At 53.0% G+C, this 25,250-nt stretch carries 15 protein-coding genes; 7 read left to right on the top strand and 8 right to left on the bottom strand.

Annotation, left to right across the window (positions count from 1 at the left end):
- Positions 1-14 precede the first annotated feature (14 nt).
- The 7 genes from KK062_RS06050 to KK062_RS06020 all read right to left on the bottom strand — a co-directional run bounded on the left by KK062_RS06050 (position 15) and on the right by KK062_RS06020 (position 12,486).
- Complete coding sequence (locus KK062_RS06050; RefSeq protein WP_254083361.1) at positions 15-1,055, bottom strand: aldose epimerase family protein; 1,041 nt, start codon at positions 1,053-1,055, stop codon at positions 15-17.
- A gap of 9 nt (positions 1,056-1,064) precedes the next feature.
- The gene (locus tag KK062_RS06045) at positions 1,065-3,035 is read right to left on the bottom strand and encodes a glycoside hydrolase family 97 protein (RefSeq protein ID WP_254083360.1); all 1,971 of its coding nucleotides are present in this window, start codon (positions 3,033-3,035) and stop codon (positions 1,065-1,067) included.
- A gap of 9 nt (positions 3,036-3,044) precedes the next feature.
- Entirely contained in the window at positions 3,045-5,234 is a 2,190-nt protein-coding gene (locus tag KK062_RS06040) for an alpha-galactosidase (RefSeq protein WP_254083359.1), read from the bottom strand.
- Positions 5,235-5,323: 89 nt separating this feature from the next.
- Positions 5,324-6,868, bottom strand: a complete 1,545-nt coding sequence (locus KK062_RS06035; protein ID WP_254083358.1) for a RagB/SusD family nutrient uptake outer membrane protein — start codon at positions 6,866-6,868, stop codon at positions 5,324-5,326.
- A 39-nt stretch (positions 6,869-6,907) separates the two neighbouring features.
- The gene (locus KK062_RS06030; RefSeq protein ID WP_254083357.1) at positions 6,908-9,991 is read right to left on the bottom strand and encodes a SusC/RagA family TonB-linked outer membrane protein; all 3,084 of its coding nucleotides are present in this window, start codon (positions 9,989-9,991) and stop codon (positions 6,908-6,910) included.
- Positions 9,992-10,167: 176 nt separating this feature from the next.
- Entirely contained in the window at positions 10,168-11,499 is a 1,332-nt protein-coding gene (locus KK062_RS06025) for a sugar porter family MFS transporter (protein ID WP_254083356.1), read from the bottom strand.
- A gap of 102 nt (positions 11,500-11,601) precedes the next feature.
- Positions 11,602-12,486 carry an AraC family transcriptional regulator gene (locus KK062_RS06020; protein ID WP_254083355.1) on the bottom strand — a complete coding sequence of 295 codons (885 nt, stop codon included), beginning with the start codon at positions 12,484-12,486 and terminating at the stop codon, positions 11,602-11,604.
- Between the two features lie 96 nt (positions 12,487-12,582).
- Here KK062_RS06020 and KK062_RS06015 point away from each other — a divergent pair, with 96 nt between their 5' ends.
- From KK062_RS06015 to KK062_RS05985, 7 genes are all read left to right on the top strand, one after another.
- A complete protein-coding gene (locus KK062_RS06015; RefSeq protein ID WP_254083354.1) occupies positions 12,583-15,927 on the top strand; it encodes a DUF5107 domain-containing protein in 3,345 nt (1,114 codons plus the stop codon).
- A 235-nt stretch (positions 15,928-16,162) separates the two neighbouring features.
- Positions 16,163-17,482, top strand: coding sequence for an ATP-binding protein (locus tag KK062_RS06010; protein WP_254083353.1), 1,320 nt, complete (start codon positions 16,163-16,165; stop codon positions 17,480-17,482).
- 71 nt (positions 17,483-17,553) lie between these two features.
- A complete protein-coding gene (locus tag KK062_RS06005) occupies positions 17,554-18,360 on the top strand; it encodes an SDR family oxidoreductase (protein WP_254083352.1) in 807 nt (268 codons plus the stop codon).
- Between the two features lie 26 nt (positions 18,361-18,386).
- Positions 18,387-21,002, top strand: coding sequence for an MGH1-like glycoside hydrolase domain-containing protein (locus KK062_RS06000; RefSeq protein WP_254083351.1), 2,616 nt, complete (start codon positions 18,387-18,389; stop codon positions 21,000-21,002).
- Between the two features lie 47 nt (positions 21,003-21,049).
- Entirely contained in the window at positions 21,050-21,424 is a 375-nt protein-coding gene (locus KK062_RS05995) for a sensory rhodopsin transducer (RefSeq protein WP_254083350.1), read from the top strand.
- A gap of 48 nt (positions 21,425-21,472) precedes the next feature.
- Positions 21,473-21,616 carry a hypothetical protein gene (locus tag KK062_RS05990; RefSeq protein ID WP_254083349.1) on the top strand — a complete coding sequence of 48 codons (144 nt, stop codon included), beginning with the start codon at positions 21,473-21,475 and terminating at the stop codon, positions 21,614-21,616.
- Positions 21,617-21,676: 60 nt separating this feature from the next.
- Positions 21,677-23,518 carry a glycoside hydrolase family 15 protein gene (locus KK062_RS05985; protein WP_254083348.1) on the top strand — a complete coding sequence of 614 codons (1,842 nt, stop codon included), beginning with the start codon at positions 21,677-21,679 and terminating at the stop codon, positions 23,516-23,518.
- Between the two features lie 44 nt (positions 23,519-23,562).
- Here KK062_RS05985 and KK062_RS05980 read toward each other — a convergent pair whose 3' ends face one another.
- Entirely contained in the window at positions 23,563-25,248 is a 1,686-nt protein-coding gene (locus KK062_RS05980; RefSeq protein WP_254083347.1) for a RagB/SusD family nutrient uptake outer membrane protein, read from the bottom strand.
- Between the last annotated feature and the right edge of the window lie 2 nt (positions 25,249-25,250).

The following is a 25,250-nucleotide window of genomic DNA, read 5'->3' as shown; positions in this document are numbered from 1 at the left end:
TCTTTAATGCTCTTTCACTCTTGTGTGCTGAATTTAAATACGATCCACTCGCGGTACTCTTCTTCTGCCGCCAGGGTGGTATCGGGAAAATGCGCGTGATTGGGGGCGTCGGGAAAATACTGGCATTCGAGACAGATGCCGCCAAAGGGTTTATACGGGATGGCGGTGTGCCCCGGCACCTCGCTCACCAGGTAGTCGGCTGTATAGACCATTAAGCCCGGGTACGAGGTAAAGACTTCCATCTGGCGGCCGGAGGCCTGATCGTATAACACGGCGGCGGGATCCTTTTCCTTCGTGGCTTTGTCCAATATATAATATTCATTCAGACCTTCCAGGCGATCTCCTTTGGGTATGACTTTGTGCCGGACAGTGCTCTGCTGTAGCCGTTTGGTACCTGCCTCGACGATTTCACCGGTAGGAATATACGCCGGCGTAGCGGCCAGAATGTGTGAAGACCGAACACTCAACGTATGATCCAACATTGTGCCCACGGCCGCCAGGTTGAAATATGCGTGGTTGGTAAAGTTGGCAACAGTCTTCTGGTCGGTCACGGCCGTGTAGGTAATGGTTAGTGCTTGTTCTGCATTCCAACGGTACTCTACCCGGAGTGTGAGCGCGCCGGGATACCCGCCGTCGCCTGCGGGGCTGGAGTATGAAAACACTACACCGTCGTTGCGTTGCTCATACGAAAAAACGCGTGCGTGAAAGCCGGCGCCGCCGCCGTGATTGGTGTTTACACCGTCGTTCGCGTCCAGCGTATATTCTTTTCCGTCGAGGGTGAAGCGGGCCTGGGCTATGCGGTTGGCATAGCGGCCTACGGTCGAGCCCAGGTAACAACGATCCTGCAGGTATCCTTCCAGTGACGGGAAGCCCAGCACCACGTGCTCTTTCTTCCCCGCACGATCGGGCACGACCACGGATACCAGTGTGGCACCGTAGCTCGTTACCTCCACATAGGCGCCGTGGCCATTTGTCAGCCGGAAAAGAAATACCGCTTCTCCGTGGTGTGTGCCCCAGGGTGTTTTTGTGATCGCGATGTCGGTTGCTTCGTTCATCTTCTTTTGTTATTCGTGTATGTATACCACCGCGCCGCCGCCCGGTGCGAGCACCAGGTCGGTTTTCGAACGGTTTGTTACATCCAGGGTCTTGTACGTGTATTGCGCAGCATCCTGGTTGTCGGTTCCGTCGGTATATACTTCGGCTTTAAAGGTTTTGCCGGAAGGTAAGAAAGAAAAATCCAGGGGCAACGTGCGACCATCCCAATCTGTCATGGCGCCGACAAACCAGCGATTATCCTTGCGCTTGGCGACCGTAGCATATTGACCCAGCTTTGCGTTTAACACCCGTGTCTCGTCAAAGCTGGTGGGCACGGCGGACAGGTATTTCATGATGTCGGGGTATTTGCGGTATTCTTCGGGTGAGTCGCACAGCATGGCGAAAGGTTGATCGAACAGTACATACATGGCCAGCTCGTGGCAACGGGTTCCTTGCGTAGACGGCAGGCCTGGGTCGATCGGTTTGAACGCTGCCTGTGTTTTGTTGCGCATGCCACCGGGGGTATAGTCTAACGGACCGGCCAGCATGCGGATAAAGGGTATCAGCACGTGGTGCTCCGGGTTTGCTGTCAGGTCCCACTTCGAGCACTCGGCGCCGCGTACGGCCTCGTAGTTGACGATGTTGGGATAGGTGCGTTCCAGGCCGGTGGGCTTGCTGCATCCGTGGAAGTTGATCATGAGATTCTTCTTCGCGGCGGCGCCGGCGATGTCTTCGAACCAACGGATGGCCAACTGGTCGTCACGATCGATAAAGTCCACCTTGAGGCCTACGGCACCCCATTTCGAAATCAAGTCCATGTTTTTGTCAGGGTCGTTCATCAACGTCGTGGCTACACACCAGAGGAATACGCCTACGTTCTTTGATTTTCCATAGCGGATCACTTCCTGTACGTCTACTTTGGGATTGACTTTGCTCAGGTCGAAGATGTTGGACCAACCGGCATCGATCATTAAATACTCCAGGTGGTTGGCGGCCGCAAAGTCGATGTAGTGTTTATACAGGGCGGTGTTGCGGTTGTCCATGCCGGTGGGGATGTCTGCATCTTTTACCATGGCGTCGTGCCACCATTCCCAGGCAGCTTTGCCGGGCTTGATCCAGCTCAGGTCACTGCCGAGTACAGAAGGTCGCGCCAGTTTATAGACCAGCTTGTTCGTGACCAGGGTACGATCGTCGTCCGTGGCGATGATGATGCGCCAGGGAAACGTGCGCGTGCCGCGCGTGTCGGCAATATAGGGTGCGCGTTCTTTCACCACCGATACAAAGTTACCCCAGCTGCCCATTTCGGTGCGCACCGGGAAGCCAGCCCACGTACCTTGCAGCTTGCCGTTGTGCTTGCCTACGTACATGCCGGGGTAATCGGCCACATCGGCCTCTGCTATTACTACGCGTATAGGGTCATACGAAAAGAGCACGGGTGTCAGTGCCTTCTTATTTTCGGCAATGGCCGACACGGTCGCATAGGGTATATAGGGTACCTCCCAGGAAGTCCACACATCACTTTCGGGAAAGATGGCGGCGGGGTCACCTGTTAGATTGAAGCTTGCCCGTTCATTGACGATTTGAATGGTAGACGGCAGCGTGGTGGAAAAACGATAGGCCACGCCTTCGTTATACGCACGCAGTGTCAGTGCATAGTTTCCTTCAAACGTTACCTCCAGCTCGTTGTATTGGTCGTCCAGTGTTTTAGTACTGCCGTACGGCAACGCGATGGTGCCCTTGTTCTTGCGTGTGGTTGTCTTCACCACCTGCGGTTTGGCGCCCAGCACCCGGTCCGGTAACGCCAGGGCGATGGGTGACGTCAGGACGATCTCCTGGTTTTTAAAGGTTACGGAGTAGGCTAATGTGTCGCCGGTATGCAGGTGCAAGGTTAACCGGCCGTCGGGTGATGTTACGGTCAGTGACTTCGGCTTCGGTGTAAAGGCCGACAACGTGTTGACCATTGTCAGGGTCAGTAAATACAGTATTACAATCTTCTTCATGACATGCTCTTATTCTGCTACTGCGCGGAATACCACGCTTTCAAATTCATTGTACATCTGGAAACGAACGCCATAGGTCATCAGGAATTCGCCGGTGAACTTCTGCCCTTCTAGTGCCGAGATTCTTGAATATTGCGGACTTTTATTCACCTCTTTTAGCGTATATATCTTCGCCGGCTCCAAGCCGTGCAGGTATAGTACCTGGTCGTTGCTGTAGATCTCCTTCTTTAACAGATACGAAAAGACCAGGGCTTCTGTACGATCGGGCAGGACGTACATCATGGCCGCGCGTTTGTGCTCATAGGGCGATAACAGGCGATACAGGTCGCCGAACTGGACGATGTGTCGTATGTCTTTATACTCCTGTATGGCCTTTCGTGAGAACTCTTTTTCGTCCGGGCTCATGTCTTTCGGCTGCAGGTCCATGCCTAACTTTGCCGACATGGCGACGTCGAACCGAAACTTGAGCGGTGTCGAGCGTTGTGTGATGTGGTTTGGTACCACGGATACGTGACTGGCCAGTCCCATCGCCGGAAAGAAGTGTGTTGTGCCCCATTGGATGAAGATGCGGTCGAGTGCATCGGTATTATCGCTGATCCAGTATTCGTCGAAGTACGGCAGTGTGCCGTAGTCGATGCGACCACCTCCGCCTGAGCATAGCATGATGCGAACATCGGTATACTTCTGGCGCATGCGTTTCAATACGGCAAACAGACCTTCGGTGTATTTGATCCACAGATGCGACTGACGATCGGCTGGCAAGTAGGACGAGCCGGGATTTGTGACATAGCGATTGCAGTCCCACTTGAGATAGGCTATGCCGGGATTGCGCGTCAGCAGGTTATCCATGACGTTGTATACATAGTCTTGCACCTGCGGGTTGGAGAGGTCGAGGATGAGCTGGTTGCGGCTTACGTCGATGGCGCGGTTGGGCGCAGTGACGGCCCAGTCGGGATGTTTTTCATACAGCTCGCTTTTGGGGTTGATCATTTCCGGCTCTACCCAGATGCCAAATTTGATTTTCTTCCGGTCGGCTTCGCGGAGTAGTGAGTCGAGGCCGTTGGGTAATTTCTTTTTGTTTACATCCCAGTCGCCGAGACCGGCGCGGTCGTCGTTGCGGGGGTATTTGTTACCAAACCAGCCATCGTCGAGCAGGAACAGGTCGAAGCCCATGCCGGCGGCGTCGCCGATGATTTGTTTGAGTACTTTCTCGTCGAAGTCAAAGTAGGTAGCCTCCCAGTTGTTGAGCAAGGTCATACGCGGTCGGTCGCCTTTGTAGATGCCGTACGTGCGTGCCCAGGTGTGGAACTTGCGTGTGATGCCGCCTTTACCCTCGTGGCTGATGGTGTATAGCAGCGCCGGGGTTTTGAATACTTCCTTCGGTTTGAGCACATACTGCGAAGCGTATGGATTTATACCGGCCAGGATGTGCAGATTCTTGAGCGGGTCTACTTCAAATTCCATGCTCCAGCTGCCGGGCCAGGCCAGCGTGCCGCCGATCACGGTGCCGCTATTCTCTTCGGCCGGGCCTTCTACTCCCAGCATGAAGCATGCATGTGCAAACTGGTTGGTGCGTACGCCCAGTTTGGAATCGATGGTTTTTATGCCTTCGGTAAGCTGCTCTTCTTTCATGTTCATCTCCGCCGCCCAGTTGCCGTAGAAGCTGGTGAGCCAATACGACGAGGCGCGCAGGGCGAGCTGCGAGGATGTGAAGTTAAAGAGGGTGATGTCTTTCTTTTCTTCGTGGACCACCTCGGTCCATTGCTCGATGATGTCTTGTTGCTGATAGGCTTTGAAGCAAAGCGTTACCGACAGGTTGTAGTGCCGGTCGCGCAGGCGGATGCGGGTGAGCGTAATGTTTTTGTCCTGTACCTGGGCCTCGGCCGATACGTAGACCAGCTCGGTGGTCAGGTTTCCGTCGGCGTGCACCGCGCGGAATGCGGGTTCGTTTACATAGGCCTTGCCGTACGCCGGGTAGGCATCCAGGTTGGTGAGCTGTATGCCGGCCACGTCTTTTTCGTCAATTGCCTTACCGTAGTAGCACTGTCGTACGACCTGGTCGTTGTCGACTTTATATACCAGGCTGGTGTTGACCGTACGAATAACGACGGCTTTGTTGTTTGTGTTTTGGGCTATGGCCAGGTGTACGGCGGCGAGCCAAAAAAGTGCTGAATATATAGTTCTTATTCTCCTCATCATATTTTCCCTCTCCCGGTAGATATATGCACCAAAAGAGGCCGGTGAGAGCCTCTTTTAGTGCTGATATTATTCTTTACTGCAATCGGTCATTATTGATTGGAGTATCCTTCATTCTGATCTTCTTCGTCGATCTCGTCGTTTTGCTTGATCTCGTCGAGGGGAATGGGATACCGGCGGTGGTACTCCTGAATGGTGTTCTTTTCAGCGGCCCATTTGTTGCGGGTCAGAATCAGCTCGCGGAACTTGCTGGAACGGATCAGGTCCATGCGGCGCCAGCCTTCGAAGCAAAGCTCACGCATGCGTTCGTCCAGGATGTTGTCGCGGAATTCCTCCTGGCCCATGCCGGCATTCCATTGTTTGTCTGCGGGCAGCGATCCACCCCATGCGCGTGCGCGTACGGTGTTGACGGTGGTGACGGCTTCGCCGGTGCTACCGAGCTCGTTGAGGCATTCGGCATAGCAGAGCAAGATGTCGGCGTAGCGGAGGTAGTACATGTTTTTGCCCGAATACCAGAAGCTTCCGATTCCATCGAGACGGGCATCTTCATATTTCTTGATGTGCGGATCCAGCTCATCGCCACCCAGGCCTGGTGCTATTTCAGGTGTTGTTCCTTTGTAGACGAAGTCGTAGCGGATGCTGGCATCTTTGCGGGTATCTCCTTCTTCCCACAGACCTCCTTCACTGACATTGCTATAGCAATAGGCGGTGGGCATCAGCAGGTCGTAGCCGCCGAAGTAAGCATTGTCGCTGATGCTGGCCACGGCACGTGACCCGGTCTGCCACTGGCATTGGTTGTTATCAGGCCACACGTTGCTAAACTGGAACGAAAAGATCGATTCCGCCGGGTTGGGGCTATTGGGATCCCATAATGTAGCCACATTCGGTACAAGTTGAAACCGGCCGCTGTTGATAACGGTAGCAAACTGGTCACGCGCTTTCGTATAGTCACGCACGCCGGAAGCCTCGGGCGCATACAGGTATACTTTTCCGAGCAGGGCCTGCGCAGCGCTTTTGGTAGCACGACGTTTATCTTCCTGATCTTCGGGCAGGTATTGGATGGCACGTTCCAGGTCCTGGACGATGAAGTCGTATACCACCGGCAAGGGTTGGCGCGTTGTACCGTACTCGGCTGCTTTTTCAAGGTCCATCACCGGTATCTCACCCCAATATTGCGTTATTTCAAATGAAACGCCGGCGCGGATAAAGCTGGCTTCACCTAATAACATTTCGCGTTGTGCGTCTCCATTGGTATTGCCTTCCAGCGTAATAATGGCGGTTGCCGCATCGACAATGACGGGCCAACGCTTATTCCATTGTTCGGTAAGAGCACTGTTGCCGGCAACGAGCGTCGCGTCGTATTTATCGAGCGATGACTGTTGTGCTTCCGTGCGCACCTGGTAGGCTCCCTGCTGGGTTTCGTCGGTGCCCAGGGCGAATACGAATCCGCCGCGGTCTTTGCGGGTCTCCCGCCACCGGTTGTAAAGCCCTGTAATTACTCTATCCAGTTTTTCGATATTCGTAAAGGCATCCTCGCGCGACAACGCTGTCTGCGGGTCCTGATCCAGAAAGTCGGCACATGATGACACCATCAGCAGAATGGCCATCAGACCCAATATGATATTTTTAGTGTTCATTGTATTAAGTTTTTTTTAACGCATCGACTGTTCACAGTATCAAAAGCCAATGTTTACACCGGTTACAAGCATGCGCGAGTTCGGGAAGTCGTCGCCGGTTTCGGGATCGTATCCTTTGTATTTGGTTACCAGGAAGACGTTGCTGCCGGTTACGTAAAAGCGGAAGCTGTTCATTTTCAGTTTCTGCACCAGGCTGGTAGGCAGGTTGTAGGCGAGTGTCAAGGCTGACAGGCGGAGGAACGAAGCATTTTGCACACCCAGGTCTACATCACCATAACCATAGCGGTCGCTGCCGTTGTAGGCGCGCGGAACGTTGGTATTTGTGTTTGTGGGCGTCCAGCGGTTTAGCATGTCTTCGTGGGCCGCATACATACCGGTGCCATTCATATAGCCTTCGTACAGGCCGCTGATGCGCTTAGAGCCGTAGTTGTAGTTGAAGACTGCATTCAACGAGAAGTTCCGGAACGTCAGGTCGGTTGAAAATCCACCGTAGAACTTAGGGTCTTTACGACCAACCGCAAAGCGATCGTGATCGTCGATATCGCCGTCATTGTCGCGATCGAGGGGCAGAATATCACCCGGGCGTACCTTGCGGGCCAGGTTCATGGCCGCCACACGGTCCATGTCCGACTCTTGCGCGATCTTGTCAAACTTATATACGTAGATGGAGTTGACGGATTCCCCGACGAAGTAGTTCTCTTCGCGCTGCATCTCCACGCCGGTAGCGCCACCGCGTTTGTAGATCGCGTCGACATCGCCATACAGCGCTTTGATCTTGTTGCGCGTAGACGTAAAGTTAGCGGCAACGGACCAGCGCAGATCCTGGGTGTTGATGACGTTGGCATTTACCGTTAACTCTACACCGTGGTTATTCAGTACGCCGATGTTTGCGATCGTGCTGGTAAATCCGCTGGTCGACGGCAGCGTGCGACGCATCAACAGGTTGGTGTTATCGGTATTGAAGTAGTCCGCTGTAAAGGTGATGCGGTTGTTCAGCACGGCCACATCCACCCCCACGTTTACTTGCTTCTGGCTCTCCCATCCTACGCTGCTGTTGCCCAAGGTGCCTTCAGGCTTGTAGTCTACGTCGTCGCCACTTACCTGTGCGCGGTACAGCGTGAGATACGCATAGTTCGGAATGTTCTGGTTACCCACACGGCCATAGCCGGCACGCAGCTTGAGTTGATCGAGGTTAGCCCCTTCCATAAAGGATTCCTTCGCGATGTTCCAGGCCAGCACTACCGAGGGGAATGTACCCCATTTATTGCCCTCGCCAAATTTGGAGGAACCGTCGCGGCGTATGGTAACGGTAGCAAAGTAGCGATCGTTGTAGGTATAGTTCACACGGCCCAGGTACGATAAAATCGTGCTGGTTGTAAAGTCGGACGCTACCTTAAAATCGTCCCGGTTGAAGGCTTCGCTGATGTACCTATAGCCGAAGTCGTTGGTCGCAAATCCTTGTGCATCGATTTGGTTATAGTCCCAATTGTTCTTTTGCGCACTAACGGTCACCAGGCCTGAAATGACGTGACGCTCGTTAATGATCTTATCGTAGGCAATCGAATTGTCCCATTGCCAGTTCAACCAGTGATCGTTGCGTAGACTGGCGACGCCGGTGGCTTTTTCGTCGGTCGAGGCACGGAAGGCCTGGCCGACATTGTTAGGTGTATACCAGTAATCGCGTTTGTCCATCACATCGGCGGAAAATGTCGAACGAATATTCAATCCCTCAAGGGGATTGATGGCCACATAATTACTCGACATGAGCCGGGTCTGGTAGCTGTCACCTTTGATGCGCAAGCTAAGCAGGGGATTGTAGATGTTTTTATCCGCAAGACCCGACCATTTGAGGTACATGGCCGTATCGGTAATGGCCATCATGGGATTGGCGCCGTTGGCAGTCGAAAACACGCTGCCTTCGACAAACTGATCGGCGCTATGCGAATAGGATGTATTTGTACCGATCTTCAACCAGCGCTTGATATACTGCTCGGCGTTGAGCCGGCCGGTATACCGTTGGTAGCCGGCGTTCTGCACGACACCTTTCTGGTCTACGTAGTTGAAGCTGACGTAGATTGAACCGTCGTCATTGCCGCGGCTGAAGCCGAGCGTGTGGTTCTGCTGCCGGCCTGTGCGGATCACCCGATCGAGCCAGTCGTAGGACTGATTGTTACGATGCGCGTCGAACTCGTAGTCGGCAAAGGCTACCGAATTGTTCTCGTTCAATACCTGGCCGTTTATATACTGCTGGCGGTCTGCTCCCGGATTGTCATCCATATAGCCATTGGCAAAAGCATCTACACGCAGGTCGAACAGGTCTTTGGTACCGAGGCGCGGCATGAGGCGTGTCAGGTCTTGTACCCCTACCCACCCGTCATAGGTAATGCGGCCTTCGCCCTTCTTCCCTTTTTTGGTAGTAATGACAACGACGCCATTGGATGCACGTGATCCGTAGAGCGCTGTTGCGGATGCATCTTTCAACACATCGATGGTGGCGATGTCATTCGGATTTATAAGGTTCAGGCCACCGTCCATGATCAGACCATCTACGACAACAATCGGGTTGGTACCGAACTGTAAGGAGTTGTTACCGCGAATCTGAATGGTTGTTCCATTCGAACCGGGACGGGGATCGTTCTGCACCAACACCCCGGCCATACGGCCTTGCATGGCCTGGCTGAATGTAGATACAGGTTGTTGCCGCAGTTGCTCCTCGGAGGCGTGTGCCACGGCACCGGTCAGATCCTGACGGCGTACGACGGCTCCAACGACGACAACTTCTTCCAGCGTGGTGATGTCGGGAGTGAGTGTTACGTTGATCGTCGTTTGTTCGCCCACGCGTATTTCTTCGGTGGTATACCCGATGAAGGTAAATACCAGGGTGGCATCGGTCGACGGTACGTCGATGGTATAGTTACCATCTGTATCCGTTACCGTACCCAGCGAAGTTCCTTTGATGGACACGCTCACACCGGGGAGTGTTTCTTCGGTGTTGCCATCGCTTTGCGAGATCACGCGACCGGAGACACGGGCGGATTGTGCCGCTGCATCGGTCGCCAGTAAGCTTGCCGGCACAAGCACGGCCAGCATAAAGCTTAGAATATAGTGCAAAGAGCTTTTCATAGGATCGTGGCGTTAGGTCGTTCATCGGATCGAACCGGTACGCACACGGTTGTTGCGCTCGCGATTGGGTATGGCGCGGCCATAGGAAGTAGAGTTTTCCTTTTCATAGGGTAATTGTTTTGAATAGTGTTTCGGTAAGTGTTTCGGTGTTTCGGGTATTATTTCATAGGAGCTTTTTAGTGTCGTATGATCTCGGTCTCAAACTGCTCCAGGGTCTTGCCCTTGGTTTCGGGTATATATTTTAGCAGAATGAAGAAGTAGAGCAGGCATACGCCAGAGAATATAAAGAAGGTCTGGGGCGCATCGAGTGATGCGATCATGACCGGGAAACCATAGGCCAGCGCAAAGCACGCCGTCCATAGCGCACAGGTTGCTACCGACACGGCGATGCCACGCACCTTGGTCGGAAAGATCTCGGAGATGAGTACCCACGTGACGGGTGCCAGCGTGGTAGCATAGGTGGCAATAAAAGCGAGTACAAAAACAGTAAGCCAGTATCCCTGGAATAACCCCAGCGCGTAGCACAGTCCTACGAGAAAAAGCCACATCGCCATGAGCGCTGACCCGACCAGCATCAGTTTCTTGCGGCCCAGCCTGTCGACAAGCTGCATGGCCAGCAGTGTAAAGAGCAAGTTGATGGCCCCGATCATGATCTGTTGAAAGAGCTGATCTTTTACATTCATTCCAGCCTTTTCAAAAATGATGGGTGCATAGAAGAAGATGGCGTTCGCGCCGGAGATCTGTTGGAAGATGGCCATCGTGATGCCGAGCATGACGATGAAGGCGATGCCAGGTTGAATCAAATCGCGCAGCTTGCCTTTTACCTCGCGGGTCATGCCGGTTTGAATCGTTTGGATTTCGGCGTCTACCACCGTCGCGCTACTGGCCAGGCGCAGCAACACCAGACGGGCTTCCTCCACGCGGCCTTTGCTTAAGAGCCAGCGCGGGCTTTCGGGCACCAGAAATACGCAAACAAAGAACAGCACGGCGGGGATGGCTCCCGACGCAAACATCCAACGCCAGTTGTTTTCCAGGTCGGCGAGCAGGTAGTTCGAGAAGTATGCTAACAGAATGCCGATCACGACGGTCAATTGGTTGACCGATACCATGCGACCGCGAATGGCGGCGGGGCTTACTTCTGCTATATAGAGTGGCGACAGCATAGACGCCGCGCCCACGCCGATGCCGGCCATAATGCGCCATACAATCAACCAGGTATAGGTGGAAGACCAGCCCATCAGTAAAGACGACACCATAAAGATGCCCGCGGCAAATGTCAGCGGCAGCTTGCGGCCGTAACGATCGGTGAGGTAGCCGGTCATCAGCGTGCCGATGATACATCCTACGTAGAGGGAACTACCGGTCCAGCCCAGTTGTGCGTCGGTGAGCTGATAGTAAGGCTGCAGAAAGGGTATCGTGCCCGAAAAGATGGCTATGTCGAAGCCGAACAAAAGTCCTCCGAACGCGGCAATCAGACTGATTAAAAATACATAAGAGCTCTTCCCCATAAAGACCGAAATCGTTTCCTACAAAATTGGGGCAAGAATGCAAACGTTTGAATGGAGAATTAAACTTAAATCATGGACTTTCTTATGGTCGTAAAATTTAGCTCATCCTTTTTTGTTGCGGTATTCCTGGGGCGAAATGCCCATGATCTTGGTAAACATTCGGGAGAAATAATACGGGTCTTCGATGCCAACTTTTGATGATATCTCGTTGATTCTCAATGTTGTGAACTGCAGATACTGGCAAGCGTGCTGGATCTTGAGGTGGTTGAAATACACGACTGGCGAGTAGCCGGTCTTTTTCCGGAAGATGCTGGAGTAATGGGACACAGATAGATTAATTGCTGATGCCATCTGTTCCAGCGTAAGCGACACATCGAGGTGCTGCTGCATGTATTCGATCGATAGGTCTACAGTATCCTTCTGAATGGTATGGTGTGCCAACGCAAATTTCTCGGGAAAGGAAAACGATGCCAGCAGGTAGGCAAAGCTGATGTTGGAGTAGGTTAAGTTATCGAGGCTATAGCCGCTCTCGAGTGCCCGAGCGATGGAATCGAAGATCCGGATGCGCTCGTCGAGAAAGGGCGAATAGTTTACATACTCCTTGTACTGACGCGATAGCAGGGAGGCAAAGTAGGGCGCCTGGATGCCTTTAAAATGTACCCAATGAATGGTCCATGGGCTTTTTTCGTCGGCGCCATATTTGTGCGGCATGTCTGCCGGGATGATCAGGAATTCATTGGGGTTTACTTTGTATGTGCCCGTGGGCACTTCGAGCCATCCTTTTCCTTCTGTGCAATAGATAAGGATGTTTTGGGAGATGCCGTTGGGGCGCTCGCGATAGTGATAGGTGGCCCGGGGGTAAAAGCCGATGTCTGTTATATATAATGCATTCACCGGGGGGGTATAGCCGCATACTTCCAGTATTTTTTTGGGTAGCACAATGGCCCGTTGTCCTTCGAATCCCTCCCGTTTACGAATTGTCTGCATGTTTTTAGCGCAATAAGATTGTCCATCAAAAGAGAAACTTAGTCCATCCAATAAGGGGCAAAGGACCGATATTTTTGCAAAAAACAATCGTTTTAGATGAAAATCAATAGCCAAGTGTCCGTCTGGGAGGAAAGCGTCGTCATTCCTACGTACGGAGTGGGTAAACCAGAAAAAAATCCAATCTTTCTTGAGAACCGTGTTTACCAGGGCAGCAGTGGCGTGGTCTATCCGCACCCGGTCATCGAAAAGATACTGGACGAAAAACATGATCAGTCTTACCGGGCGTTGTTCCTGGAGAACCACTATCTCAAGATCATGATCCTGCCCGAGCTTGGCGGCCGTGTGCAAATGGCTTTTGACAAGATCCGACAGCGGCACTTTGTATATTATAACCAGGTCATCAAACCGGCACTGGTAGGGTTGACGGGGCCCTGGATCTCGGGCGGCATTGAATTTAACTGGCCGCAGCACCACCGCCCCAGCACGTTCGACGCGATCGATTATACGATTGAGGAGCATGCCGACGGCAGCAAGACAGTATGGGTAAACGAAGTGGAGCGGATGTTCCGCACGAAGGGTATGGCGGGTTTTCGCCTGTATCCCGACAAGGCGTATCTGGAGATCAACGCAAAGCTCTACAACCGTACACCTTTTCCGCAGACGTTTTTGTGGTGGGCTAACCCGGCCGTAAAAGTAAACGACGACTATCAATCGGTTTTCCCGCCGGACGTGCACGCGGTGTTTGATCACGGTAAGCGCGATGTATCGGAGTTTCCGATCGCGAAGGGTACTTACTATAAAGTAGATTATTCGGCCGGCGTGGATATTTCGCGCTATAAAAATATACCGGTGCCGACGTCGTATATGGCGATCACGTCCAAGTATGACTTTATGGGCGGATACGAGCACGACTCGCGTGGCGGGTTGCTGCACGTGGCCAACCACCATGTGTCGCCGGGCAAAAAACAATGGACGTGGGGTAACGGCGAGTTTGGTTACGCGTGGGACCGCAACCTGACCGACGAAGACGGCCCCTATATCGAATTGATGACGGGTGTCTTTACCGACAACCAGCCCGACTTCTCGTGGATTCAGCCTTTTGAAGAACGTACGTTTACGCAGTACTTTATGCCCTACGGCGAGCTGGGGGTTGTGAAGAATGCCACCCGCGACGCGATGGTGAGCCTGGAGCTGCAAGGTTCGTCGGTTGCTATAAAATTATATGCCACGGCGCTGTACGAAGGCGCCACACTGGAGGTATTTCATACTGGCCGTGGTGTGCATCAGGAAGTGATTACCGTATCGCCCGAGCACATTTATACTGCCACCGTGAAGCTTGACAGCGTACCGCAGGCGGAACAAGTTCGTTTGGTATTGCGTAGCGCTACCGGCAAAGTACTGGTGGAGTATCAACCGGATAAGCCCGAAGTGAAGCCTGTTCCCAATCCGGCCAGTCCGGCGTTGGCCCCCGCTGTGATCACAAGCGTGGAGCAGCTCTTTCTTACAGGCTTACATATTGAGCAATACCGTCACGCCACGTATCGCGCCACCGATTACTACCAGGAGGCCTTGCGCCGCGAGCCTGGCGATGTTCGCAATAACAATGCGCTCGGCTTGTGGTTTCTTAAGCGTGGTCAGCTCGCACAGGCAGAGCCGTACTTCCGCACGGCCATCGCTACGCTGACTCAACGCAATCCTAACCCGTATGACGGCGAGCCGTATTTCAATCTTGGCCTCTGTCTCTCCTACCTGGGTCGGTATGACGAAGCGTTTGACGTATTCTATAAAGCGTGCCGGAATGCTGCCTGGCAAGACAGTGCTTATCTGCAGCTGGCACGCCTGGCTACACGCAGAGGCTCTTACGAAGAGGCGCTCGACCTGGTGGAGAAGTCGCTGGTACGCAACTATCACAGCCATACCGCACGTCACCTGAAAGCTGTGCTACTGCGCAAGTTAGGCCGCACGGCCGATGCGCATGCGTGGATTGCGGCTTCGCTGGCGATTGACAATTTTAATTATGGTTGCCTGTACGAAGAAGTCATGCTGCCTGAAACCAACGCCGCGGCTGCCGCCGACAAGACCGGTCAGCTGCAGCGCCTGATACGCGGGTATGTGCACAATTATATCGAGTATGCGTTTGACTACGCGCATGCGGGGCTGTATGCAGAAGCCTCCAGCTTCCTGAAGCTTTCCTTGAAAGAGGGCCAGCCCACTTACCCCATGGTGCTTTACTACCTGGGTTACTTCGCCGGACTGATGCACGATACGACTGCCGCCAGTCAGTGGTACGCCCAAGCCGCCGCCGCGGCGCCCGACTATTGTTTTCCGAACCGTTTGGAGGATGTACCTGTGCTGCAAGCCGCGCTGGCAGCCAACGCGGGCGACGCCAAGGCGCATTATTATCTCGGCAACTACTGGTATGCCAACCGTCAGTATACGGAGGCCATTGCGTGCTGGGAGAAGTCGGTGCAGTACGATGCCTCGTTCCCGACGGCCCATCGCAACCTGGCGCTGGCGTATTACAACAAACAACAAGATGCTCAGAAAGCCCTGAAGTCCCTGCAGCAGGCCTTTGCGCTTAACCCTACCGATGCGCGGGTGCTGATGGAGCTGGATCAGCTTTACAAGCAACTGAACAAGCCCCACGCCGAGCGCCTGGCGCTGTTGGAGAAACATCTCGACCTGACGGTGGACCGCGACGATCTATACCTGGAGCGTGTCACGCTGTATAATCTGTTGGGTCAGTTCCAACAGGCACGTCAACTGCTGGCGGCACGCATCTTCCACCCGTGGGAAGGCGGCGAGGGCAAGGTGGTAGGTCAATACCTGCTCTGCCACCTCGAGCTGGCTAAAGAGGCTATTTTGCAAGGTGCCTATACCGAAGCCCTTGGACTGTTGGAAGCCGCTGAAACGTATCCGCACAACCTGGGCGAAGGCAAGCTGTACGGCGCCCAGGAAAATGATATCTTCTATCTGAAGGGTTGTTGCTACGAGGCGCTCGACCAGCCGGCTCAAGCGGAAGCTTTTTTCCGGAAGACTACGCAGGGGCTAAGCGAGCCGGCACAGGCGATCTATTACAACGACCAGCAGCCCGACAAGATCTTTTACCAGGGTCTCGGTTGGAGGAAGCTTGGCACGCCTGACCAGGCTACGACGATCTTTCAGCGCCTGATTGACTTCGGTGCCGCGCACCTGAACGACAAGATCCGCATCGATTACTTCGCGGTGTCACTGCCCGATCTGCTGGTTTTCGACCAGGATCTTGATCTACGCAATCGCATTCACTGCCACTACATCATGGGTCTGGGGCACCTGGGCCTGGGGCAGGGCGCGCAGGCAGAAGAACACTTCCAGGCCGTGCTCGCGGCAAATGCCAATCATTTAGGGGCATTCTTCCATCGGAAGATGAATCGTCTGATGCTTCAGCCGACTGTGGCGTAGTGCATTATATATTGGTTGAGAACGGAAAAGAGGTCGGCTTACGCTGGCCTTTTTTCTTTTCTGGGGGTCATTGCCTTGTAAAATAGCATCGGAGTGACTCAGATTGCCTTGTAAAATAGCATTGGAATGGATATTATTGCCTTGCTAAATAGACAAAATAGGAGTAATATTGCCTTGTTAAATAGCTTTTACGGACGGTGCAGCCTCTCGACAGAACGTAAAACACTCATTATAAGTGCCTTACATTAGTCGCCATATTGATCAAGAATTGCTTGCGTGGCGGGCTGAAAAACAAGGAAAGCCATTGCTACTCCGTGGTGCGCGCCAAGTGGGAAAATCAACGGCTATCCGGCATCTGGCGCGTCAATTCACGCACTTCCTGGAAATCAACTTCGAAGAACAACGTCAGGTTCATAAGGTATTTGAGGGCGACCTGGATCCGCTCGAGCTTTGTGAGACCCTTTCGGTGCTTTACAATACGCCGATTGTTCCAGGAAAGACGTTGCTTTTTTTTGATGAGATTCAGGCCTGTATTCCGGCCATTTCCTCCCTGCGATTTTTTTATGAGAAGTATCCTGAACTACATGTCATTGCGGCGGGCTCATTGCTTGAATTTGCACTTGCTGAGATTCCTTCCTTCGGCGTGGGGAGGATTCGCTCTATATTCGTTTACCCCCTTTCCTTTAATGAATACCTTACTGCCGTTGGAGAGTCCGGGCTTGTAACACACAAAGCAAAAGCCTCTCCCGGCAACCCGTTGACGGATGTAATCCATCAAAAACTAATCACGCACTTCAAGCGGTTTTTGGTGCTGGGCGGTATGCCGGAGGTTGTGGCCACATACGTTGAAAGTAACGACCTTATACGGTGTAGCCGCGTGCTCGATGATTTAGTCACCTCACTGCGGACCGATTTCGCCAGGTATAAAAACCACGTGCCTTTTTTACGTATCACAGAGGTCTTCGATTCCATTATACAGCAGTCAGGAGGTAAATTTATTTATTCAAAGGCGGCCATCTCTTCCACGTACAAACAGATAAAAGAAGCTGTGGATCTATTGACGATGGGGGGATTAGTCATCGCTGTAACGCATTCGGCTTCTAATGGGATTCCACTGGGTGCCGAGGTAAATGATAAGAGTAAAAAGCTTCTGTTATTAGACACGGGAATATTTCAACGGCTGCTCCAATTAAACATCGGTGAGTTGTTTTTAGAAACTGATTTTGATGTCATTAATAAAGGTGCCATTGCCGAACAATATGTTGGATTGGAATTGCTCAAAGCTGCTTCATGTTATCGGCAAGAATCCCTTTTTTATTGGCGCCGCGAAGCCAAAAGCAGCAACGCAGAGGTAGACTATGTTACTCAAAAGTCAGGGCAAATTATTCCCATTGAAGTAAAGTCAGGGAAAAAGGGTTCTATGCAAAGCATGCACTTGTTCTTACAAGAAAAGAAGTCACCTTACGGTGTTCGGTTCTCGCTAGAGAACTATTCAACCTATAACAATATCGTTGTCATTCCTTTATACGCTGCAGGAGACTGGTACTCTTCGTAGTGCATATCCCTGGCACGCTTTTGCATTACCGTGATAATATTCGTAAATCAATAATGTAAAAAAGGGAATCCATGGACAAAAAGAAACTGCAGGATCAGGTTGCAATCGTTACGGGTGCCAGCTCGGGTATCGGGGCGGGCATTGCCAGGGCGCTGGCGCGGGAAGGTGCCCGCGTGGTGGTGAACTATTCGAGCAGCCCCGACAAGGCGGCGGAGGTGTTGAAAGAAATACACGCCGGCGGCGGCGAGGGGTTTACGATCAAGGCCAACGTCAGTAAAGAGGAGGACGTGAAGGCTATGTTTGCCGAGACCATTAAGCGCTATGGTACCGTTGATATTCTGATCAACAACGCGGGGTTACAGAAAGATGCCAAATTCCATGAGATGACGTTGGAGGAGTGGAACCAGGTGATCGGCATCAATCTGACCGGGCAGTTTCTGTGTGCGCGCGAGGCTATTAAAGAATTTATGCGTCGCGGCATGGTGCCCGAGCGTTCTAAATCGATGGGCAAGATCATTTGTATCAGCTCGGTGCACGAAGTTATTCCGTGGGCGGGCCACGCCAATTATGCGGCCTCCAAGGGGGGCGTGATGATGCTGATGAAAACGATCGCGCAGGAGTATGCGCCGCAGAAGATCCGCATCAATAGCATCGGCCCGGGGGCGATCCGTACGCCCATTAACTATGCTGCCTGGCAAACACCCCAGGCGTATAATCAACTGCTCAAGCTCATCCCTGCCAAACGCATTGGCGAGACCGAAGACGTTAACGGCGCAGCGGTGTGGCTGGCGTCCGACGACTCGGAATACGTCAACGGCATCACGTTGTTTGTCGACGGGGGCATGTTGCTATACCCGGGCTTTGAAGACAATGGGTGATACATCCTTTTGGTTATCTTTAGCACATGAACGCAGAAAAGACACGTCTGCAGGAAGACGTCGCGAAGGACAAAAACTGGCGCAAGTGGGGTCCCTATCTAACGGAACGGCAATGGGCCACGGTACGGGAGGACTACAGCGAAAACGGTAACGCCTGGCAGTATCTCACACACGACATGGCCCGCAGCAAGGCCTACCGTTGGGGTGAGGAAGGCATCGGCGGCATTAGCGACGACAAACAATACCTGTGTTTTGCCTTCGGTTTCTGGAACGGCAAAGATCCTATTCTCAAAGAGCGCATGTTCGGGTTGACCGGGTATGAAGGCAATCACGGCGAAGACTGTAAGGAGCATTATTATTACCTCGACAGCACGCCGACGCATTCGTACATGAAGATGCTGTACAAGTATCCGCAGGCGGCTTTTCCCTACGCACAGCTGGTGGAAGAAAACCGCAAGCGGACCAAGGCTGACCCCGAGTATGAGCTGATCGATACCGGGGTGTTTGACAACAACCGCTACTTCGATATCTCGATGGAGTACGCCAAGGCCGACGACCGGGACATGCTCATTCGCGTGACGGTGCACAACCTGGGCAGCGAGCCGGCTACGCTGGAAGTGTTGCCGCAGGTCTGGTTTCGCAATATCTGGTCGTGGAAGAGCGGTACTGAAAAGCCCGAGCTTTTTCAAGATGAAGAGGGTGTGATCCAGCTTAATCATCAACGGCTCGGCAAATATTACTTTTATGCCGAGGAGCCCGGTGAGACGCTCTTCTGCGAGAACGAGACCAATACGCAGCGTCTGTATAATTATGCATCGCCGGGCACCTATAAGGACGGCATTCACGAGTATGTCGTTAACAAAAAGGCTAACACCGTAAACGCCACACGCCGGGGCACCAAGGCTGCCGTGCGTTATACGCTTACAGTTGCTCCCGGCGAGAAACGAACCCTCCGGCTACGCCTGGCCTACCGGTATTTATTCAACCCGTTCCAGAAGTTCGACGAAATCTTTACGCAGCGTGTACAAGATGCCGACGATTTCTACCACGAGCTGCAGGAGAAGATCCAGGACGAAGATGACCGGAACATTCAACGGCAGGCTTTTGCAGGCATGCTGTGGAGCAAACAATATTATTACTATGATGTGGGCAAGTGGATCCGCGGCGACGACGGTCAACCTGCCCCCGCCAGCCGCAAGCTGGGCCGCAACCGTGAGTGGATGCACCTGCGGAACTCCGATATTATCTCCATGCCGGACAAGTGGGAGTACCCGTGGTATGCCGCGTGGGATCTTGCTTTTCATACCATTCCGCTGGCGGTCGTGGACGCCGAGTTTGCCAAGAGCCAGTTGTTGCTTTTCACCAAGGAGTGGTACATGCATCCCAACGGGCAGCTACCGGCATACGAGTGGGCACTAAGCGATGTGAATCCGCCGGTGCATGCGTGGGCAACGTACCGGGTATACAAGATTGACGAAAAACGAAACGGAAAAGGTGATCGCGTTTTTTTGGAAGAGGTCTTTCACAAGTTGTTGCTCAACTTCACCTGGTGGGTGAATAAGAAGGACAACGAGGGTAATAACATTTTCCAGGGCGGCTTCCTGGGAATGGATAACATTGGTGTTTTTGACCGGAACACGAAGCTGCCCAGCGGCGAATACCTCGAACAGTCGGACGGCACAAGCTGGATGGCGATGTATACGCTGAATATGCTTCGCCTCTCCCTGGAGCTTTCCAAGGAGAACCCGGTATATCAAAGCCTGGCCACCAAGTTCTTCGAGCACTTTCTCTACATTGCGGGCGCCATGGCCAACATCGGCGGCGAGGGCATTAACTTGTGGGACGACGAAGACGAGTTCTTCTACGATGTGCTCAATACCTCCGACAACCAGTACAAACGCCTCAAGGTGCGTTCGATGGTCGGGCTGATTCCACTCTTTGCTGTTGAAATTCTCGACGAGGAGATCTTCGAATCTAATCCGCAGTTCCGCGAGCGACTGCAATGGTTTTTACAACATCGTGCCGACCTGGCGGGTCTTATTTCACGGTGGGTGGAAAAAGGGAAGAAAGAGCGCCACTTGTTGTCGCTGCTGCGTGGCCATCGCATGAAACGTATTCTGAAGCGTATGTTGGATGAGGCGGAGTTCCTCTCTCCGTACGGCATACGCGCGTTGTCAAAAGTATACGACGCGAAACCTTATACGTTTCATACCGAGGGTACGGATTTAAAGGTAAAGTATATACCGGGCGAGAGCGACTCCACCATGTTTGGCGGTAATTCGAACTGGCGGGGGCCTATCTGGTTTCCGGTCAACTACTTGCTGATTGAATCGCTGCAGCGTTTTTATCAATATTATGGCGACGACTTTAAGATCGAGCATCCTACGGGCTCGGGACAGATGCGCACCTTGCAAGAAATTGCGGATGATTTAAGTGAACGGCTCGTGCGAATCTTTCGCAAAGATGCGTCCGGGAATCGTCCGGTTTACGGTCATCATCCGAAGCTTCAATCCGATCCGAATTTCCGCGATTACATTTATTTCTATGAGTATTTCCACGGCGACAATGGTCGTGGCATCGGTGCTACCCATCAAACGGGGTGGACGGGACTCGTTGCCAAGCTGATTCAGCCCAAGACGTAGTTTGTGCCCGGCCGCATGGCTGGCACTCTATTTTATCAGATGCCGGTATGAAAAAGAGCATAGGAAATACCTTGTGGGCGATCCCCGAAGGCTATATACCGTCAGGCAGCACGGGCCCGGCGCCGGCTATGACGAGTCACGAAACAGCTTGTATTCTCAATGCCGGCGAGGAAGACGCGCAGGTACAGTTTACGATATTTTTCAGTGACCGCGATCCCGTGGGCCCATACCGTGTTACGGTGCCCGCCCGCCGCACGAAACACGTGCGCTTTAACGACCTGAGCGACCCCGCTCCGATTCCCCTGGATACGGATTATGCGTGTATTATTGAATCGACTGTGCCCGTGGTTGTGCAGCATACACGCCTGGACAGCCGGCAAGCCGAAAACGCTTTGCTAAGCACCATGGCGTACCCGGTGTAGACCGGGTACGGTTTTTACACCCTGATACAGACATAAACCCATACCTGTATGGCTAAAAAAATTGCGCCCCAAAAAGAAGAGCCTAAAAAACCGACTCCGAAGAAAGTGACCGATATCTCGGGCCATCCGGCCAAGAGCCCGGATAACGAGCCGCAGTTATACGAGTCCAATTATAAAAAGACGAAGCGTTAGGTTCATACGCCAGTCTGAAGATTGGCGACAGTCGCAGTAACAAGCTCCGCCCACACGTCCATGGAAGACCTTCACACAGATTCTTATCTCCCGATTGAGCATTACGGCATTATCGGCAATTTAAAGACCGTCGCGCTGGTGTCACTGACGGGATCGATCGACTTTATGTCTTTCCCGACGTTTGATTCACCTACGGTGTTTGCACGCCTGCTTGACGCACAAAAAGGTGGATCATTTTCGATCACGCCTGTGATGCAAGATTACCATAGCAAGCAGCTATACCTGCCGGGAACAGCTGTATTGCTGACACGTTTTTTTTCTGACGAAGGGATTGCCGAGCTGACGGACTTTATGCCGATCGTGCAACACCAAGGCGAGAATCTGTGTGCCATTGTCCGACAGGTTACGGCCGTACGCGGCGATCTCACCTTTCGGATGGAGTGTCATCCAGCCTTTCATTATGGGCAGGCCACTGCCAACTATAGTTTTACGGAGACGGGGGTCTTCTTTCGGGCCGAGCATGATGGCGGTGTCGTGTTGCGACTGCTGGCAGACGTGCCGCTACAATTACGCGAAGGCACCGGCTATACCGAGTTTGTCGTCCGGGAGTCAGAGACGGTCCACATTGTGTTGGAATCTGTTTCCGAAGATGAGACCCATGTGCTTCACCCGATCGGATATTATATTAACACCCTTTACGACGAAACCATCAATTTCTGGCGCCACTGGATCTCGCAGTCTACTTACCGCGGTCGCTGGACGGAGATCGTACACCGATCGGCTATTACGTTAAAACTACTGACCTCGTACGAACACGGGTCGATGGTCGCTGCGGCCACATTTGGATTGCCGGAAACGATCGGCGGAGTGCGTAACTGGGATTACCGCTATACCTGGATACGCGACGCAGCATTTACCATGTACGCTTTTCTGCGTCTCGGCTTTACGGAAGAGGCTACTGCTTTTTTACACTGGATCCATGCGCGCACTGAAGAAGGCAAGCTGTACCTGATGTATACCATCGACGGCCGACACGAGCTTACCGAACGCGAATTACCGCACCTGGAAGGTTACAAAGGCTCGCGGCCTGTACGCATTGGCAACGGCGCACAGGAACAATTGCAACTTGACATTTACGGAGAGCTGATTGATACGATTTATATTTATAACAACCAGCATCATGCTATCACATACGAATTCTGGCAGTGTATTGTCAAGCAAGTAGAGTGTGTCATTGCGGACTGGCGTAAGCCGGACCACAGTATTTGGGAGGTGCGCAGCGACAAGCGTGAATTCCTACACAGCCGCCTGATGTGCTGGGTGGCAATGGACCGTGCCATCAAAATTGCCGATCATCGTTCGTTTCCCTATCCCCACGCACTCTGGCATGCCGTGCGCGACGAGATATACTACGACGTGTTCGATGGCTTCTGGAATCCACAGGTCGGCGCCTGGGTACAGTACAAAGGGGCGGATCAGGTCGACGCCAGTGTGCTGCTCATGCCCCTTACCCACTTTGTCTCGCCGGACGAGCCTCGCTGGCTTGCTACGCTCAAGGTCGTAGAAAAGACCCTTGGCATGGACGTGCTGTTGTACCGGTATAAAGATTCGCCCGCGGTAGACGGCCTGACCGGCGAAGAAGGCACATTTACACTATGTTCTTTTTGGTATATCGAAGCGCTGGCTAAAAGCGGCGAGGTTATCCGCGCGCTCGATAGCTTTGAAAAGATGCTGGGGTATGCCAATCACCTTGGTCTGTTCAGCGAGCAGATCAATAAAAACGCGGCGCACCTTGGCAATTTCCCGCAAGCCTTCACCCACCTGGCACTTATCAGCGCCGCCCTGGAGCTCGACAAACAACTGGACCGCCTCGGCTTTCAGCCACAGGACGGAAAGACATAAAAAAAGGCTGCCTTCCGGTGGAAGGCAGCCTGTATACCTGTATCCTAGTAGCTGTCATTCTGCTCCAGGAAGCCTTCGAACTCCGAAGCGCCGTCGATGGCAGTCTGCGGAATCGGGAAGAGACGCTTGAGCGGATCGCTGTTGGTTTTCTCGGTCCACGCATCCTCATATTTGCCGAAGCGAATCATATCGGTACGACGCAGCATTTCAAAATAAAACTCGAAGCCGCGTTCGCGGAACATAATATCGAGATCGATCGACCCGAGTGGAGGAATGCCGATCCGGGCAGTACGTGCAGCCCGTACAGTGTTGACATCCTGCAGCGCGCCGGCAGCGTCGTCCATCCGAAGCTTTGCCTCGGCACGCATCATGTAAATGTCAGCCAGACGCAGCAGTACGATGTCAAATTCACCCTTTGCTCGCCCGTCGTCGGACGTCTTGCTGAACTCGTATTTCAACACACGATAGCCCGAGCTGTAACCGCTATAGGTTGTATAGTCAACTTCTTCCGTGAAGATCACCGGTTGTGTCGTGTTACCGCGGGTATTGTTAAACAACGGCCCAACAACATAATTCGCTCCGTCGGCACAACGTTTGAACGGGGTGCCCTTCCGGTCTGTCTGCAGACCGTACTGCTGCCCCCGCAGGATACCACGGTCGATCTCAAAATCGGCGGCAGCGATACACGTGACGGCGGGGTCCAGGTTTCTCTTATAGAAACGCATGTCTTTGGTAGCAGGGTCTGCGCCGTCATAGGCATCCACCCACGAGTGGTAGAACTCCGGCGTGATGCCTGGCCCGTCGGTACCGTTGGCATTTACGAATTGCGGCAATGGAAACTGGTCACCCGACAGTGAAAAGTATGCCATCCGGTTGTTGCCGTTCAGGTTGGCGCGTTGGTCGATCGCGAAGACAAGCTCCTTGTTCGTATGATTTTCGTCGTCGAAAATCTCAAAGAACTCGGACGAAAGTGCATACTTACCGGCGTCGATCACTTTGTCACAATACTCCACGACCTTCTCCATGTCTTCGCGGCGGAATTCGTAAGCCTCCGCATACGGATTACGATATACCGGGGCATTCAGGTACAGACGCGCCAGCAATCCCTGCGCTGCGGCTTTCGTGATCCGGCCGGGACCGTTTGTATCGTCCAGCACCGCTTCCGCGGCCAGCAGATCCTGCTCGATATAGTTGACAGCTTCGTCGCCGCGGAGCACACGCGACCGTACATCGAGTGTGTCTTTGGACATGACTATACCGAAAAGATCCAGGCTTAGCATGGAATAATAACCGCGCAGACCACGAGCCTCGGCCAGGTATGCGTCTACCTGCTGACCTTCGCTTTGCAGGGTGCGAACGTTAGAAACGGCAATTACCGAACGCGTAATGCCTTGCGAAATGGCATTCCAGGTATTGGTTATCGGGCCGTTCATCGGTGTGTATGTATGCCTGTGCAAATCGATGTAGATATTGTTATCACCCCAATCGGTACCGCCGCGGTACGGCAGGATCGCCTCATCGGTGGAGATTTCCTGCATGGCAAAGTAGCGGGTGTGCAGAAACACCTCCGACAGCGACGCATAGGCCGGTGCCAGGGTGCCTGCTATAACATCACCGTTCGTCACGTTGCCGGTCAGTGACTCGTCCAGCACTTCTTCCTGCAGGTCGGTGCAACCTTCTACCAGCATGACGCCCAAAAACAATATCAATACATATATATTCTTTCTCATAC

Source organism: Dawidia cretensis, from assembly GCF_018598175.1.
Classification (GTDB): Bacteria; Bacteroidota; Bacteroidia; order Cytophagales; family Cyclobacteriaceae; genus Ohtaekwangia; species Ohtaekwangia cretensis.
Note: the sequence above shows the minus strand (reverse complement) of the source record. Positions and strands in the feature narration are given on the sequence as shown.

What these genes read in the sequence shown, in the direction of transcription:
- KK062_RS06005 (WP_254083352.1), top strand. Translation starts at nt 17,554, where the DNA reads ATGGACAAAAAGAAACTGCAGGATCAGGTTGCAATCGTTACGGGTGCC.
- KK062_RS06030 (WP_254083357.1), bottom strand. Translation starts at nt 9,991, where the DNA reads ATGAAAAGCTCTTTGCACTATATTCTAAGCTTTATGCTGGCCGTGCTT.
- KK062_RS06025 (WP_254083356.1), bottom strand. Translation starts at nt 11,499, where the DNA reads ATGGGGAAGAGCTCTTATGTATTTTTAATCAGTCTGATTGCCGCGTTC.
- KK062_RS05995 (WP_254083350.1), top strand. Translation starts at nt 21,050, where the DNA reads ATGAAAAAGAGCATAGGAAATACCTTGTGGGCGATCCCCGAAGGCTAT.
- KK062_RS05985 (WP_254083348.1), top strand. Translation starts at nt 21,677, where the DNA reads ATGGAAGACCTTCACACAGATTCTTATCTCCCGATTGAGCATTACGGC.
- KK062_RS06050 (WP_254083361.1), bottom strand. Translation starts at nt 1,055, where the DNA reads ATGAACGAAGCAACCGACATCGCGATCACAAAAACACCCTGGGGCACA.
- KK062_RS06035 (WP_254083358.1), bottom strand. Translation starts at nt 6,868, where the DNA reads ATGAACACTAAAAATATCATATTGGGTCTGATGGCCATTCTGCTGATG.
- KK062_RS06020 (WP_254083355.1), bottom strand. Translation starts at nt 12,486, where the DNA reads ATGCAGACAATTCGTAAACGGGAGGGATTCGAAGGACAACGGGCCATT.
- KK062_RS06040 (WP_254083359.1), bottom strand. Translation starts at nt 5,234, where the DNA reads ATGATGAGGAGAATAAGAACTATATATTCAGCACTTTTTTGGCTCGCC.
- KK062_RS05980 (WP_254083347.1), bottom strand. Translation starts at nt 25,248, where the DNA reads ATGAGAAAGAATATATATGTATTGATATTGTTTTTGGGCGTCATGCTG.
- KK062_RS05990 (WP_254083349.1), top strand. Translation starts at nt 21,473, where the DNA reads ATGGCTAAAAAAATTGCGCCCCAAAAAGAAGAGCCTAAAAAACCGACT.
- KK062_RS06015 (WP_254083354.1), top strand. Translation starts at nt 12,583, where the DNA reads ATGAAAATCAATAGCCAAGTGTCCGTCTGGGAGGAAAGCGTCGTCATT.
- KK062_RS06000 (WP_254083351.1), top strand. Translation starts at nt 18,387, where the DNA reads ATGAACGCAGAAAAGACACGTCTGCAGGAAGACGTCGCGAAGGACAAA.
- KK062_RS06045 (WP_254083360.1), bottom strand. Translation starts at nt 3,035, where the DNA reads ATGAAGAAGATTGTAATACTGTATTTACTGACCCTGACAATGGTCAAC.